Annotated in this window: 11 protein-coding genes; 3 read left to right on the forward strand and 8 right to left on the reverse strand. The window is 61.9% G+C overall.

What is annotated here, in order from left to right:
• From LPJGGPFB_RS26705 to LPJGGPFB_RS26715, 3 genes are read right to left on the reverse strand one after another with little or no spacing between them, the layout of a single operon-like run.
• Entirely contained in the window at positions 1-1,131 is a 1,131-nt protein-coding gene (locus LPJGGPFB_RS26705) for an ABC transporter permease (RefSeq protein WP_173422969.1), read from the reverse strand.
• Positions 1,124-2,047 carry an oligopeptide ABC transporter permease OppB gene (gene oppB, locus LPJGGPFB_RS26710; protein ID WP_173422970.1) on the reverse strand — a complete coding sequence of 308 codons (924 nt, stop codon included), beginning with the start codon at positions 2,045-2,047 and terminating at the stop codon, positions 1,124-1,126. Before oppB ends, LPJGGPFB_RS26705 begins: the two co-directional genes overlap by 8 nt.
• A gap of 54 nt (positions 2,048-2,101) precedes the next feature.
• Positions 2,102-3,700 carry a peptide ABC transporter substrate-binding protein gene (locus tag LPJGGPFB_RS26715; RefSeq protein ID WP_173422971.1) on the reverse strand — a complete coding sequence of 533 codons (1,599 nt, stop codon included), beginning with the start codon at positions 3,698-3,700 and terminating at the stop codon, positions 2,102-2,104.
• 754 nt (positions 3,701-4,454) lie between these two features.
• Between LPJGGPFB_RS26715 and fba the strand changes: the two genes are divergently transcribed.
• Positions 4,455-5,498: a class II fructose-bisphosphate aldolase gene (gene fba, locus LPJGGPFB_RS26720; protein WP_057211221.1), complete on the forward strand. Its 1,044-nt coding sequence runs from the start codon at positions 4,455-4,457 to the stop codon at positions 5,496-5,498.
• A 21-nt stretch (positions 5,499-5,519) separates the two neighbouring features.
• Here the strand turns inward: fba and LPJGGPFB_RS26725 are convergent, their stop codons facing one another.
• Positions 5,520-6,332, reverse strand: a complete 813-nt coding sequence (locus LPJGGPFB_RS26725; RefSeq protein ID WP_173422972.1) for a MerR family transcriptional regulator — start codon at positions 6,330-6,332, stop codon at positions 5,520-5,522.
• Between the two features lie 230 nt (positions 6,333-6,562).
• Here LPJGGPFB_RS26725 and LPJGGPFB_RS26730 point away from each other — a divergent pair, with 230 nt between their 5' ends.
• Together LPJGGPFB_RS26730 and LPJGGPFB_RS26735 are read left to right on the forward strand one after the other, a co-directional pair.
• Positions 6,563-7,831 (forward strand): 4-aminobutyrate--2-oxoglutarate transaminase, encoded by a 1,269-nt coding sequence (locus LPJGGPFB_RS26730; RefSeq protein ID WP_173422973.1) that lies wholly within the window; start codon positions 6,563-6,565, stop codon positions 7,829-7,831.
• A gap of 137 nt (positions 7,832-7,968) precedes the next feature.
• A complete protein-coding gene (locus tag LPJGGPFB_RS26735; protein ID WP_173422974.1) occupies positions 7,969-9,444 on the forward strand; it encodes an NAD-dependent succinate-semialdehyde dehydrogenase in 1,476 nt (491 codons plus the stop codon).
• Positions 9,445-9,467: 23 nt separating this feature from the next.
• Here the strand turns inward: LPJGGPFB_RS26735 and fabI are convergent, their stop codons facing one another.
• Genes fabI through LPJGGPFB_RS26755 form a run of 4 tightly spaced genes read right to left on the reverse strand, consistent with a single transcriptional unit; the run spans position 9,468 to position 14,639 of the window.
• A complete protein-coding gene (fabI, locus tag LPJGGPFB_RS26740) occupies positions 9,468-10,253 on the reverse strand; it encodes an enoyl-ACP reductase FabI (RefSeq protein WP_173422975.1) in 786 nt (261 codons plus the stop codon).
• Between the two features lie 17 nt (positions 10,254-10,270).
• Positions 10,271-11,455, reverse strand: coding sequence for an acetate/propionate family kinase (locus LPJGGPFB_RS26745; protein ID WP_173422976.1), 1,185 nt, complete (start codon positions 11,453-11,455; stop codon positions 10,271-10,273).
• Between the two features lie 2 nt (positions 11,456-11,457).
• Positions 11,458-12,414, reverse strand: coding sequence for a phosphate acetyltransferase (locus LPJGGPFB_RS26750; protein WP_173422977.1), 957 nt, complete (start codon positions 12,412-12,414; stop codon positions 11,458-11,460).
• Between the two features lie 20 nt (positions 12,415-12,434).
• On the reverse strand, positions 12,435-14,639 hold the full coding sequence (locus tag LPJGGPFB_RS26755) for a DUF3141 domain-containing protein (protein ID WP_173422978.1): 2,205 nt from the start codon (positions 14,637-14,639) through the stop codon (positions 12,435-12,437).
• Between the last annotated feature and the right edge of the window lie 227 nt (positions 14,640-14,866).

Genomic DNA, 14,866 nt, shown 5'->3' on the forward strand with positions numbered 1-14,866 from the left:
TCAGCGGTCCTTCGGGTCGAGCGCGTCGCGCAGGCCGTCGCCGACGAAGTTCAGCGAGAACAGCGTCAGAACAAAGAAGATGGCCGGGAAGATCAAGAGCCAGGGGTACGACTGGATATTCTTGGCGCCTTCCGAGATCAACGCGCCCCAGCTCGTCAGCGGCGCCTGGACGCCCAGGCCGAGGAAGGAGAGGAAGCTCTCGAGCAGGATCACCTTCGGCACGACGACGGTGACGAAGACGATGACGGGACCGATGGTGTTCGGAATGATGTGCCGACGGATGATCTGCCAGTCAGTCAGACCGAGCGCCTGCGCTGCGCCGACGAATTCCCGCCGTTTCAGCGCCAGGGTCTGACCGCGCACGATGCGGGCCATATCCAGCCATTCGACCGCGCCGATCACCAGGAAGATCAGGATGAACGAGCGCCCGAAGAAGACGGCGAGAACGACGACGAGGAAGACGAAGGGCAGAGAATACATGATCTCCACCAATCGCATCATGACGTTGTCGACGCGGCCGCCGATATAACCCGACGTCGCGCCATAGACGACGCCGATGCCGAGCGACACGAGACTGGCGAGCAGGCCGACGGCGATCGAGATCTGGCCGCCGAGCATGACGCGGACCAAGAGGTCGCGACCGTTCGAATCGGTGCCGAACGGGAAGTATTCGCGGTCGACCTGGCCGGTCACCTTGAGGGTGCGGCCTTCATCCTCGGTCGCCACGACCTGTGTGTCGCGGAACTCATTGGCACGATCGAAGTAGCGCGTCGCGCGTGCATCGATCGGCTGCTCGGAGGTGATGGTCGCGGTGAAGGTCTCCCCCTCGACGTTGAACTCCTTCAACGTGACGCGGGCACGTGTCGCGATCCCTTCCATGACCCCTTGCAGGGTGGACGCATCCGGACGAGGCTCGAGGCTCGGCCCGATATTCACATAGGACGGGAACACCTGATCATAGGTGTGCGGCACGAACAGCGGCCCCAGGAACGAGAAGATCGCGATCAGGGCAAGCATGACGCAGCCCGCCATGGCCGCACGGTTGCGCTTGAAGCGCATGGCAGCCAGTTGGAAGAGGCTACGCCCCTTGGTTTCCGGCGTTGCCGCCGGTGTCTGGACGATATCAGTCATGGCGAACCCTCGGATCGAGCAGGCCGTAAAGAATGTCGACCAAAAGATTGAAAACGATAACGAAGATGGCAACGAGAATGACCGTGCCCATCACCAGCGTATAGTCGCGGTTGATCGCCCCGAGGACGAAGTAGCGGCCGACGCCAGGAATGGTGAAGATCGTCTCGACCACGGCGGAGCCCGTCAGCAACGCCGCCGCGCAAGGTGCGAGGTAGGAGACGACAGGCAGCATCGCCCCGCGCATGGCGTGGGTGACGACAACCGTTCTTGCGGGAAGACCATAGGCCTTGGCGGTGCGGATATGATCGGTGTGCAGCGCCTCGATCATCGAACCGCGGGTCAGGCGCGCGAAGACTGCCAATTGCGGCAGGGCGAGCGCGATCATCGGCAGGATCAGGTAGCGCATCGAACCGTCACCCCAGCCACCGGCCGGCAGCCAGGCGAGGAAAATGGCGAAAATCAGCGTCAAGACTGGGCCGACGACAAAGTTCGGCACGGTGACGCCGAGCGTCGAGACTGACATGATGGTGAAGTCGAGGATGCTGTTCTGCCGAAGTGCAGCGATCGTGCCGGCGATGACGCCGCCAATTACCGCGAACAGCAGCGCATACAGGCCGAGTTCTATCGAATAGGGCAAGCCCTTGCCGATCAACTGCGCAACGTTGTTGTCCTTGTAGATGTAGCTCGGGCCAAAGTCGCCGGTCACTGCATTGCTGAGGTAGTGAACATACTGGCGCCACAGGGGCTGGTCGAGCTGATACGTCGCCATCAAGTTCGCCATCGTTTGTGGCGGAAGGGGACGCTCAAGGTTGAAGGGGCCGCCTGGGGCAAACCGCATCAGGAAAAAGGAAATGGTGACGACGATAAACAAGGTCGGCACCGCACTCGCCAATCGGCGAAGGATGAAGGAAATCATGGACGTACTCCGGAGGCGACGCGCGGCATTTTCGCCGCGCGTCGTCCCTGTTCGTTATTCGGCGACGCTCAGGAACCGGCTAAGGTGCTGGTTCGGCGAGTTGTCCTGCCAGCCCTTGACGCGGTCGGAAACCAGCCAAAGGTCGGCCTGGGTCAGAAGCGGAGCGATCGGCTGTTCCTTCATCAGCAGAGCTTCGGCTTCATGCAGCAGCTTGGAGCGCGCTGCCGGATCCTGCTCCTCGTAGGACTTCTTCATCAGGCCATCGAATTCAGCGTTTTCGAAGTGGCCGTAGTTGAAGGTCTTGTTGGAGCTGAGGCTGAGAGCGAGGAAGTTCTCGGCATCGGCGTAGTCGGCAACCCAGCCGGCGCGCGCCACGTTGAACTTGCCGCCTTCCTGCAGGTAGGCGTAGTGCGAAGACACGTCGAGGTTCACCAGCGACACCTTGGCGCCGAAGGTGTTCTTCCACATGTCAGCAACGGCAGTTGCAACGCGCTCGTGGTTCGGATTGGTGTTGTAGCGCAGCTCGATTTCGAGCGGCTTGCCACCTTCGCCGTAACCGGCTTCCTTCATCAGGGCCAGTGCCTTGTCTTCACGATCGAGCTGCGACAGGGTGCCGAACTCGGCCTTGGACGGCTCACCGTAGCTCTCGATGCCCGGGGGCACCATCGAGTAGGCCGGAAGCTGCGAACCAGCGTAGATTTCCTTGGCAAGGAAGTCGCGGTCGACGGCCATGGACAGCGCCTGACGGACGCGAACGTCGCTATAGGGCTCCTGGCGGGTGTCGAAGGCATAGTAGTAGGTCGCGAGCGTCGGCGACACGTGGACCTGATCGCCATGGGACTTGCGCAGACGATCGAGCTGATCGGCCGAGAAGTTGTAGGCGAGATCCATTTCCTTGGCTTCGAAGCGGCGGACCGAAGCGGCCTGGTCGTCGATCGGGTAGAAGATGACCTTGTCGAGCTTGACGTTAGCGGCATCCCAGTAGTTGGGGTTCTTGACGGCGGTCAGGCTGTCGTTCGGAACGTGGGCGGCAAGCGTGAACGCACCGTTCGAAACCATAACGCCGGGCTTGACGAAGTCCGCGCCGTTCTTTTCGACGCTGGCCTTGCTGACCGGAAGTGCAGTCTGGTGCGCAAGCAGTTCGAGGAAGAACGGGGTCGGGCGCTCAAGCGTGATTTCAAGCGTCTTGTCGTCGACGGCCTTCATGCCAAGCTGGTCGGTCGGCAGTTCGCCCTTGTTGACCTTTTCGGCGTTCTTGATCGGGAAGAGAATGTTGGCGTAACCGGCCGCAACCTTCGGGTCTTCGACACGGCGGAACGAGAAGACGAAATCTTCGGCCGTCACCGGCGAACCGTCGGACCACTTGGCATCAGCGCGCAGCTTGAAGGTGTAGACCGTGCCGTCGTCCGAAAGCTCCCACGTTTCGGCTGCACCCGGGACGATCTTGCCCGATGCGTCATAGACGGTGAGGCCTTCGTAGAGATCCTTCAGGATGAACTCTTCGATGTTGATCGACGTATGGGCCTGGTCCAGCGTCTGCGGCTCACCGGCATTGCCACGATGCAGGACAGCTTCGGCAAGAGCCGGGCTTGCTCCGATGAGCAACGAGCCGATCAGCGCGGCAGCGCTAAGGTTGAGTTTCAGTGAGGCCATTTCGTTTCTCTCCTTCCCCTTTTTTGGGTTTGTGATCGCAGGAGAGAAGTGCAAATCTTTCTCAAACGCAAGGCGGATTCTGCAGCCGGCTGCATCTTTATCTATAGAGCCGTAATTTTGTGAACTTTAAAGTTGTATTTCGTTTGCGATCGTTTTCGTCGTTTTTGCGACGCAGATATGACAGCGGCGCGGTAATCCACGCCTATCTCCTGTAACGTTTTAGATGCGACCGCCATTTTGCCGGATCGAGGCCAAGAATCAGCCGTCGTGCAAACTTCGTGAATTCGAGGGGCAGTTTACGTAATGTGCGAAAAGAAACAGGGCCTTTGCCGCAATCTTCTTGCAGCACGTCCGCTGAACGGTCACGCCGCGCTTCCTCACAGGCCATTTCCAACTCGGTGCAGCTCGCCATCGGCGCGCGCAAAGGTAGCATTTAGCCCGATCGATCCGACCCGCGGTGACGCACCACTAGAAAGCGAAACGGTTAGATCCGTCCTGTTGCATCCAGTCCACAGTAAAATCGATTGAAGCGCGTCCGGCACCCCTCGCAGCCAGCCTGTCGCCCGTTGCCAAACCACTTTGATGAACTATTGTGCGCCTGACTTCGGTGGGCGCGACCATTTCGCACGCGTTGTCACGTCGCACGACAAATCCGGCCATCGACTGGTGTCGATGAAACCACGTGCGGCGGCATGGCCGGACCATTTTCGTCGCGCACCAAGCTGCGCAGAGACATATAAAGGGAGATTATCGAATGGCATTGATCACATTGCGGCAACTGCTCGACCATGCGGCGGAGAACGACTACGCACTGCCGGCGTTCAATGTGAACAATCTCGAATACATTCAGGCCGTCATGCGCGCTGCAGACGCGACTGATTCTCCCGTTATCCTGCAAGCAAGCCGCGGCGCTCGCTCCTACGCGGGTGACGCCTTCCTGCGCCACCTCATCCTGGGTGCTGCTGAAGAATATCCGCATATTCCGGTTTGTCTGCATCTCGACCACGGCGACCAGCCGTCGACGTGCATTTCGGCGATCACCAACGGCTTTACATCGGTCATGATGGACGGGTCGCTGGAAAAGGACGGCAAGACCGTCGCGAGCTATGAATACAATGTCGCAGTCACCGCCGAAGTCGTGAAGATCGCGCACGCGGCCGGCGTTTCCGTCGAAGGCGAACTCGGCTGCCTTGGCAACCTGGAAACCGGCGCTGGCGACAAGGAAGATGGCCACGGCTTCGAGGGCAAGCTGTCGCGCGAGGAACTGCTGACCGATCCGGAGCAGGCTTTCGACTTCGTCACCAAGACCGGTGTGGATGCGCTCGCCGTCGCCATCGGCACCAGCCATGGCGCCTACAAGTTTACCCGTGAGCCGGATGGCGACATCCTGTCGATCGAAACCATTGCCAAGATCAACAAGCGTCTGCCGAACACCCATCTCGTGATGCACGGCTCGTCCTCTGTTCCGAAGGATCTACAGGATCTGTTCAACACCTATGGCGGCAAGATGAAGCCGACCTGGGGCGTTCCGGTCTCGGAAATCCAGAAGGCGATCCCGCTCGGCGTTCGCAAGGTCAATATCGACACCGACCTGCGTCTCGCCATGACCGGCACGATCCGCAAGAACTTTGCCGAAAATCCGGAAAATTTCGACCCGCGCACCTACCTGAAGCCGGCGACGGCGCTCATGACCGAGGTTTGCCGCGAGCGCTTCGAAGCCTTCCGTACCGCCGGCAAGGCATCGAAGATCCGCACCCTGCGCCTGCCGGAAATGGCCAAGCGCTACGCCGCGGCCTGATCGGCATCAGGCACGCCGCCGTCAGAATGTCGGCGGCGTGTTGATCCACAGAAGGACCGTTTCGCCGTCATGCCGGTTTGTCCAGGCATGGCGGCGTTTGCTTTCGAAGTAGAGCGAATCGCCGACCCCAAGGTCGTAAAACTGGTCATTGTCGAGAATGAACTCGACGCGCCCCGAAAGCACATAGACGAATTCCTCCCCCTCATGCCGGTAAGCGCCTTCGCTTGAAGCACCGGGCTCCAGCACGAAACGATGGCAGTCCATCTGGTTGCGACCGTCGGCAAGGAGCTGGACCGTGACGCCGGGCGTGGTCTTCGGCCAGGCCCGCCATTCTCCCGCCCGGACAACGGCGCGTGCGTCCGCCTCTTCCTCGCCCGACAGGCTCGAAACCGTCGATCCGAAATATGCGGCGATGTTGTGCAAAACGGCAACTGACACGCCTTGCGAGGTGCGCTCGAGCGTCGAGAGTACGGAAGCGGCAATCCCGATCTCGCCCGCAACCAGCTCCAGCGTCTTGCCGGCGGCATGGCGCAGACTGCGCAATTTGCGGCCGACCTGGTTGTCGATACCGCTCTCTCCCGGCGCAGGCGCGTCATCATCCGCAGCCACCTCGGCTTCGAGTGCTTCTCTGATAGCCGCCGGGTTGAGACCGCGTTCGACGCGAAACCAGGAAATGCGTTTCAGTCGCGCCAGATCGGCTTCCGTGTATTGCCGGTGGCCCGTCGGTGAACGCTCCGGCACGACCAGTCCTTGCGTTTCCCACAATCGGAGCGTCGAGGCGGACACTCCCGCCAATCGTGCAGCCTCGGCAACCTTGTAGCGCACGCCGCTCATTTTCTCTTCCTTGTTACAACCGCCTGGTCCGGCAACGAATCTGCGCCGCACCCGCGCGCTCACGAACTTATCCGCCCGACCTAAGCTTTTACAAGAATGCCTCATCAGCGCCGGTGTTCTCTCGATCACCAAATTTGATTTGCATTCCATTTTGAAAGATGTACCACTTCCCAAATAAACTTGCAGAAAAAATGCAACATATTGCCTTCGCCAGCAACAGGACACGCACCATGACTAGCCTCACCGATCGTAAGAACGCTGCCATTTCCCGCGGCGTGGGCATGACCACGCAGATCTACGCCGACCGTGCGGAGAACGCCGAAATCTGGGACAAGGAAGGCAACCGCTATATCGACTTCGCCTCCGGCATCGCCGTCGTCAACACCGGCCATCGCCATCCGAAGGTGATCGCCGCCGTCAAGGCGCAGCTCGATCGCTTCACCCACACCTGCCATCAGGTCGTACCCTACGAGACCTATGTGCATCTCGCCGAGCGCCTGAACGCGCTTGCGCCCGGCGATTTCGCCAAGAAGACGATCTTCGTCACCACAGGTGCCGAAGCCGTAGAAAATGCAGTCAAGATCGCCCGTGCGGCGACTGGTCGCCAGGCCGTGATCGCCTTTGGCGGCGGCTTCCATGGCCGCACATTCATGGGCATGGCGCTTACCGGCAAGGTGGTGCCTTACAAGGTTGGCTTCGGCGCCATGCCGGGCGACGTCTTCCACGCGCCCTTCCCGATCGAACTTCACGGCATCACCGTCGAGCAGTCGCTGGCCGCGCTGAAGAAACTGTTTGCTGCCGATGTCGATCCTGGCCGGGTCGCTGCGATCATCATCGAGCCGGTGCAGGGCGAAGGCGGCTTCTACCCGGTTCCGCCAGCCTTCATGAAGGCACTGCGCGAAATCTGCGACCAGCACGGCATTCTTTTGATTGCCGATGAAGTCCAGACCGGCTTTGCCCGCACGGGCAAGATGTTTGCGATGGATCATCATGAGGTCGCAGCCGACCTGATGACGATGGCAAAGAGCCTTGCCGGTGGCTTCCCGCTCGCTGCCGTCACCGGCCGCGCCGAGATCATGGACGCGCCGGCCCCCGGCGGTCTTGGCGGCACCTATGGTGGCAATCCGCTCGGTATTGCCGCGGCGCATGCCGTGCTCGATGTCATCGCCGAGGAGAAACTTTGCGAACGGGCCGAACAGCTTGGCGGCCGACTGAAGCAGCGCCTTGCCGCGATCCGCGAGCAGGCGCCCGAGATCGTCGACATCCGCGGCCCGGGCTTTATGAACGCCGTGGAATTCAATGATGTGAAGACCAATCTGCCGAGCGCCGACTTTGCCAACAAGGTTCGGCTGATCGCGCTCGACAAGGGCCTGATCCTGCTCACCTGCGGCGTGCACGGCAACGTCATCCGGTTCCTGGCACCGATCACGATCCAGGACAACGTCTTTGCCGAGGCGCTCGACATCCTCGAAGCCTCGATCCTCGAAGCGCGCGGTTGACGCCTTGCCGGGCGACCGCTAACGCGGTTGTCTGGGCCGATGAAATGGCTCCGGGCGTCGGGAGGAACGACGCCCGCAAGAACAAACAGGAAGCGGGCCGGTCGGCATGCGACGGGCATCGCTGGAGGATGCCCATCATGAGCCTGACGCCCGCCTTGACCAGACACTTGCGCGATGCGGAATTGTTTTCCGCATTGGACGGTATTGCGCATACGGCCGGGGCCTGGGACGGCGAGACTTTCGACGTCTTCAATCCGTCGACCGGAGAGCTGCTGGCGACCCTGCCGGATATGGGCATTGCACAGGCGAGCGCTGCGATCGATGCGGCCGCCGCCGCGCAAGCCCTTTGGGCAGCAAAACCGGCCAAGGACCGAAGTGCGGTGCTTCGGCGCTGGCACGACCTGATCATTTCCCATGCCGACGATCTCGCCGCCATCCTCACCGCCGAAATGGGCAAGCCGATCGGCGAATCGAAGGGCGAGGTGCTGCACGCTGCCGCCTATGTCGAATGGTACGCCGAGGAGGCGAAGCGCATCTATGGCGAAACCTTCCCGGCACCGGCCAATGACCGACGCATGCTGGTCATCAAGCAGCCGGTCGGCGTCGTCGGGACGATCACCCCTTGGAACTTCCCTGCTTCCATGGTCGCCCGCAAGATCGCGCCCGCGCTTGCCGCCGGCTGCGCCATCGTGTTGAAGCCCGCAGAACAGACACCGCTCGTTGCCGGCGCCATGTTCGTGCTCGCCGAGAAGGCCGGCTTCCCTGCAGGCGTCGTCAATCTGCTCTACGCTTCGGAAGGGGCTGCGATCGGGCGCGAACTCTGCAGCAACCCCAAGGTCCGCAAGATCAGCTTTACCGGCTCGACGGAAGTCGGCCGCCTGCTGATGCGCCAGTGTTCAGACCAGATCAAGAAGGTGAGCCTGGAACTCGGCGGCAACGCCCCCTTCATCGTCTTCGACGATGCCGATATCGACGAGGCGGTCGATGGGGCTGTCCAGGCGAAATTCCGCAACGCCGGCCAGACCTGCGTTTCGGCAAACCGCATCTATGTGCAATCGGCCGTGCATGACGCGTTTGCGGAGAAATTCGTGGCACGCGTCGCCGAACTCTCCGTCGGCGACGGCTTTTCCGCCGGCGTCACCATCGGCCCGATGATCGACCGGCATGCGATCGAGAAGATCGAGGCCCACGTCGCCGACGCCGTGTCGAAGGGCGCTAAGGTGCGCGCCGGCGGTCATCGCATCGGCGCGTCGGGCACGTTCTTCGAGCCGACGGTCCTCACCGGCATCTCGACCGACATGCGCGTCGCGCAAGAAGAGACATTCGGCCCCATCGCTCCGATCATCCGCTTCGAGACCGCCGAACAGGTGATCGCCGAGGCGAACGATACGATCTATGGCCTCGCCGCCTATTTCTACGCCGAGAACCTCAAGCGCGTATGGCATGTGGCCGAGGCGCTCGAATACGGCATGGTCGGCATCAACACCGGCCGCATGTCCTCGGAGGCTGCCCCCTTCGGCGGCATCAAGCAGTCGGGTATCGGCCGCGAAGGCTCCCGCCACGGGCTCGAGGACTATCTGGAGATGAAGTATCTCTGCATGGGCAACATCTGACGTTTCAAGCGTGATCCTGGCGATCAATCGATGATGTGGTAGCCGCCGTCGACATAGAGAACCTGCCCGGTTATCAGCCGCGCGGCATCGTGAGCGAGAAATGCCGTAGCGGCACCAACGTCGTCGATGTCCACAAGCTCGCGGGCCGGCGACTTGACCTTGGTCTTTTCAAGCAGCGCATCGAATTCCGGGATGCCGGAGGCGGCACGGGTCGCAAGTGCGCCAGGCGAAATGGCGTGAACGCGGATGCCCTTCGGGCCAAGTTCGGCGGCGAGATAGCGGACGGCACTTTCCAGTGCCGCCTTGGCGACACCCATGATGTTGTAATTTTCCACCACGACCTGCGAGCCGTGATAGGTCATGGTGAAGAGCGTGCCGCCATTCTTCATCAGTGGTTCGGCCAGATGCGCCATGCGGATGAACGACCAGCAGGATATGTCCATGGTCTTCAGGAAGCCCTCGCGCGGCACGTCGACGACGCGTCCGCCGAGCGTATCCTTCGGCGAAAAGGCGATGGAATGCACGACGAAGTCGAGCTCTCCCCAGCTCTTCGCGATCTCCTCGAAGACCGCTTCCATCTGACCGGGAATAGCAACGTCGAGCGGGAGGAAGATCGGCGCTTCGAGCTCGCGCGCCAACGGCTCCACATGGGGCTTGGCCTTGTCATTGAGATAGGTGACGGCGACTTCGGCCCCGAAGGCGCGGAAGGCGCGAGCGCAACCCCACGCAATCGAGCGGTCGTTGGCGATGCCAACGATGAGGCCTTTGCGGCCTTCGAGAAGCTTGGCCTTCGCGGCGGGAATGGACATGGATTGCCTCCGTTGGGTCAAGCTGCAAGGGTTTTCAGAAGTGCCAGCGTGTGGCGCGCGATCATCAATTCCTCATCGGTCGGAAGAACGTAGAGCGCGACGCGGCTTGAAGCCGTGGAGATCAGGGTGGCTCCGCTGTCGTTGGCGACTGGGTCGAGTTCAGCTCCAAGCCACGCGAGACCTTCCGCGATCCGAGCACGGATCGGGGCGGAGTTCTCGCCGACGCCTGCGGTGAAGACGAAGGCGTCGATGCCGCCGAGCGCGGCCGCAAGCATCCCGGCGTTGAGCCCGCAGCGATAGACGAAGTGATCGATGGCGAGTTTGGCATGCGGATCGTTGCTTGCCAGGAGATCGCGCATGTCGTTCGACACCCCGGAGAGCCCCTTGAGTCCGGCGTCATGGTAGAGCAGATCCGATACCGCCTTCGCACTCATGCCGCGCTGGAGGATCAGGTAAAGCACGACGCCCGGATCGAGCTGACCCGGCCTGGTACCCATCGGCAGGCCATCGAGCGCAGTGAAGCCCATGGTCGTCTCGACGCTGTGCCCGTCGCGCAGGGCACACATCGAAGCACCGCTGCCAAGATGAGCAACAATCACCCTGCCCCGCGCATCGCGCGGCGCTACCTCGCCGAGGTGCTCGGCTATGTACTCGTAGGAAAGGCCATGGAAGCCATAGCGCCGCACGCCCTCGTCATAGAAGCGGCGCGGCATCGCATAGCAGTTCACCTCTTCGGGGTGCCCGTGATGGAAGGCGGTATCGAAGCAGGCGACCTGCGGCACGTCGGGATTGATTGCCATTGCCTGACGAATGGGCGCGAGGTTGTTGGGCTGGTGCAAAGGCGCCAGATCCTGATAGCTCGCCAGCCGGTCAAGCACGGCCGCGTCGATCAGCACGGGCGCGGCATAGTCCGGTCCGCCATGCACCACCCGATGGCCGATTGCGCGCAAAGTGAAACCCTCAAGCGTCAGCAGCCAATCCCGCGCCGCCGCAATTGCTGCTGGCAAATCGCGAACAGCATCTGCCTCGTAGCTCCGGTCGACGAGTACGGCACCGTCGGCACTCTTCGCCTGCAAGCGCGGACGTGTGCCGATACCACCAATCTGGCCTTTGATCTGACGTATGAGGCCTGCGTCGGCAATCCCGAACAACTGAAACTTTAGACTGGACGACCCGGCATTGACGACGAGGAGTGCGTCCATGATCACACCGCTGCAACTTGTGCGACCCGCCGCCGTGCCGCGTAGAGCGCGGCTACGGCACAGGAAGCGAGACGCGTACGAACCGTATCCGCCCGCGATGTCAGCACGATCGGCACGCGTGCGCCAAGCACGATGCCGGCGGCGTCGGCATGGGAAAGGAAGGTAAGGTTCTTGGCGAGCATGTTGCCGGCCTCGAGATCCGGCACCACCAGGATCTGGCCACGGCCGGCGACCGGCGAAACGATGCCCTTGATGCGGGCGGCCTCCGGGTCAATCGCGTTGTCGAAGGCGAGCGGGCCATCGAGCAGGCCGCCGGTGATCTGGCCGCGCTCTGCCATCTTGCAGAGCGCCGCTGCTTCGATCGTCGACGGTATTTTCGTCGTTACAGTCTCCACCGCCGACAGAATGGCGACACGCGGCTGGCCGAGGCCGATCGTCACCCAGAGATCGATCGCGTTCTGCACGATGTCGCGCTTGGCCTCGAGGTCCGGAAAGATGTTGATCGCGGCATCGGTGATGAACAACGTCTCGGCATGGCCAGGCACATCCATGATGAAGACGTGGCTGATCCTTCGGTCGGTCCTGAGCCCGGTTGCGGAGGCCGCAACTTCCTTCATCAGCTCGTCCGTGTGCAGGCTCCCCTTCATCAGGAGCTCGCCGCAGCCCTCTCGGATCATTGCTACGGCCTTGGCGGCGGCCGCATGGCTGTGCGGCACATCGACGATCTCGCGCCCGGCGAGGTCGAGGCCGTGCTCCGCGGCGACAGAGCGGATCTTCGCTTCCGGCCCGACGAGAACGGGCGCGATCAGGCCCATGTGGGAAGCTTCCAACGCACCGCGCAACGAAGTCTCGTCGCAAGGATGCGCCACGATCGTGACAGCCGGCGTTTCGTCCCGCGCGGCTGCGATCAGGCGGTCGTATTTGGACAGTTCAGGCGTCGGTGTGCTTGCTTCGGACACGTCGGAAACTCCCTCGTCGATCAGGATGCCTTGCGATTGCGAACGGTCTTGCCGGCAGTGATCGAGACCGGTGGTTCGCCGCCGAGGCGAAAGAGCGTCGCCACCCGTTGCAGCCGCTCGGCGGCGACGCCCGTCACCGCACCGGACGCTTCGAGGACTTCCCGCAGGGCGGCAAAAGCCGATCGCCGCTCCTCCATCGCCTCCGGCAACAATGCCGGAAGGGCCGCAAGCGCGGCATCTTCGTCGATCAGCAGCATGAAGTATTGCTCCCGCATCACCGCCTTGAACGCGGCAAGATCCAATTGCCGCGTTTCCGGACGAGCCTGCCGCAGCCGGCGCACAGCCTCGAATCCGCGCTCGTCGGCGCCGCCGCGCGCCATGCCGACGAAAGTCAGTGCTCTGGCGAGACCTTCACAGGTCCCGCCCTGCTCCATTCGGGATCGAAGTTCGCCGATCCGCGCCTCGACGAGTTCCTGATGCAGAAGGCTTTTTGCTGCCTTGCGCGGTTTCCCGGCGCGCGCATCGATGCCGAGCGCCGCCTGCAGGGTCGGAGAGCCGTAAATGGCGTGAAAGCTCTGTTCCGAAAGATACTCGGCCGTCCGCCGCCATCCCTCGAACCCGTCGACGATCTGTTGAGACAAGGCCTCCTGCCATGCGACGAAAGGGTTCTCCGGGGCTACCGGCTCGCGGGTTTCACGGACCTGCTCTGCAAGAGCCCTCGCCCAATCCATGAAGGGATTGTCAGGCCCGAACAGCGCATATTGCAGGCGCAGCGGATGCAGATTCCGCATCGCCGCGGCCACCGACGGCGTCACCGCCGCCTTGACTGCTGGCTGCAGGTAGGTGCGGTAGAGCGCGAGATTGACTTCCGAGAGCTTCGCCGCGGTGGCGAAACGGCGTTCATCCTCGGCGTCGTTGCCACCAAGCGCGCGGATATCGTCGAGCGTGCGTGGTTCGCAGCGCATCAGCCATTCGCCGGAAGCGAACTCCCTGCCTTCGGCGACCTCTCCTGCCGGTGTCAGCACGGCTTCGTACAACCCAGGGGGCAACACATCGATCAGGTCGATGTTGGAAGCGAATTCGTCGTGCTCCTTGCGCGCAACACCGGCCGACACGAAGATGCCGAGATGCCCGATCGTCTCATGGACGGTGTAGACGATGGTCTGGCCATAGGCGCGGATCTCGTCGACGCTGTCATAGAGATCGAGGATCCAGTCGAGTGCCTGCTGCGGCGGCGTAATGTTGTCGCCCTTCGAGCAGAAGACCACGATTGGAGAATTTACGTTGCGCAGATCGATAGCGGTTCCATCTGATGTCCGGATCTCGCCGGCCGCAAGCTTGTTGCCGACAAAGAGTTCATCGACGATGAACTGCATTTCCTCAGCGTTCAGCGTCACATGGCCGCCCCACCAGCGCTCAAAGCCGAGATAGCGCGCCGCTTCGGTATCGATCTTCGAATAGAGATTGTACTGCTTGGTCCAGAGCGTGTTGGCCGGGTTCTGGTTTTCGAAGTTTTGCACCAGCCAGGCGCCATCGAAGATACCGGCGCCGAGATCGCCGGTCAGCGCCGTCAGCCAGCTGCCGCCGAGAAGTCCGCCGGAATAGCGCATCGGGTTCTGCCCCTTCACGCCGGCCCAATAGGAAAGCGGCGCGCCGGCGATAATGATCGGGCCGAACAGCTCTGGTCTGAGCGCGGCGACGATCATCACGGCCCACCCGGCCTGGCAATTGCCGATCACGCAGGGCTTGCCGTCCGCAGACGGATGGCGCGCAATGACGGTTTCGAGAAAGTTCGCTTCGGCAAGAGCAATATCCTCAATGGTCTGACCGGGCACGGGATCGGGAAGAAAGCCGATGAAATAGCAGGGATGGCCCGCCTTCAGCGCCACGCCGATTTCGCTATCGGCCTTGAAGCCGCCAATTCCGGGACCGTGGCCGGCACGGGGATCAACCACGACAAAAGGCCGTTTCGACAGGTCAACCGCCACACCTTCGGGCGGAACGATCTTGACCAGTGCATAGTTCACCGGCCGCGCGAGCGTGCGCCCGTCATGAATGAGTTCGACCTCGAATTCCAGCACGTTTGGAGCGGTTTGCGTGCGGTGTTCCTCGTATTGCGCGCCGCGCTCACGCATGACGTCGAGAAACAGCACCGAACGCTGCCACGCGTCCAACGAATAGGCGTAAGCGTCAGCAAATGTCGGAATGCTGGTTGGCTTGGGCATGATGTCCACTCCTCGGTGCGATTGAGGGTCGGGCCTGTTCCCGAAGGCTATAGGGCAGTGCAAGTGGTCAAGTGTTGATTTACGTCAAAAACGACATGCGTAGCGCGACCCGAAACGCCTCATCGGGGCCATAGGAATATATCTGCGGAGTGTTGCCGCGAATTCTCACCGTTGCGATATGCTAGGCTCGCACCCGGTCGACGGCGTCCACTTCTCACCTGTAGTCT

Origin of the sequence: Ensifer adhaerens (assembly GCF_013283195.1) — a bacterium.
In the GTDB taxonomy this organism is placed as follows: Bacteria; Pseudomonadota; Alphaproteobacteria; order Rhizobiales; family Rhizobiaceae; genus Ensifer; species Ensifer adhaerens_G.

Excerpts from the sequence above, each read along its gene's own strand:
- LPJGGPFB_RS26755 (WP_173422978.1), bottom strand. The coding sequence starts at position 14,639 with ATGCCCAAGCCAACCAGCATTCCGACATTTGCTGACGCTTACGCCTAT.
- LPJGGPFB_RS26730 (WP_173422973.1), top strand. The coding sequence starts at position 6,563 with ATGACTAGCCTCACCGATCGTAAGAACGCTGCCATTTCCCGCGGCGTG.
- fabI (WP_173422975.1), bottom strand. The coding sequence starts at position 10,253 with ATGTCCATTCCCGCCGCGAAGGCCAAGCTTCTCGAAGGCCGCAAAGGC.
- oppB (WP_173422970.1), bottom strand. The coding sequence starts at position 2,047 with ATGATTTCCTTCATCCTTCGCCGATTGGCGAGTGCGGTGCCGACCTTG.
- LPJGGPFB_RS26745 (WP_173422976.1), bottom strand. The coding sequence starts at position 11,455 with ATGGACGCACTCCTCGTCGTCAATGCCGGGTCGTCCAGTCTAAAGTTT.
- LPJGGPFB_RS26715 (WP_173422971.1), bottom strand. The coding sequence starts at position 3,700 with ATGGCCTCACTGAAACTCAACCTTAGCGCTGCCGCGCTGATCGGCTCG.
- LPJGGPFB_RS26735 (WP_173422974.1), top strand. The coding sequence starts at position 7,969 with ATGAGCCTGACGCCCGCCTTGACCAGACACTTGCGCGATGCGGAATTG.
- LPJGGPFB_RS26725 (WP_173422972.1), bottom strand. The coding sequence starts at position 6,332 with ATGAGCGGCGTGCGCTACAAGGTTGCCGAGGCTGCACGATTGGCGGGA.
- fba (WP_057211221.1), top strand. The coding sequence starts at position 4,455 with ATGGCATTGATCACATTGCGGCAACTGCTCGACCATGCGGCGGAGAAC.
- LPJGGPFB_RS26705 (WP_173422969.1), bottom strand. The coding sequence starts at position 1,131 with ATGACTGATATCGTCCAGACACCGGCGGCAACGCCGGAAACCAAGGGG.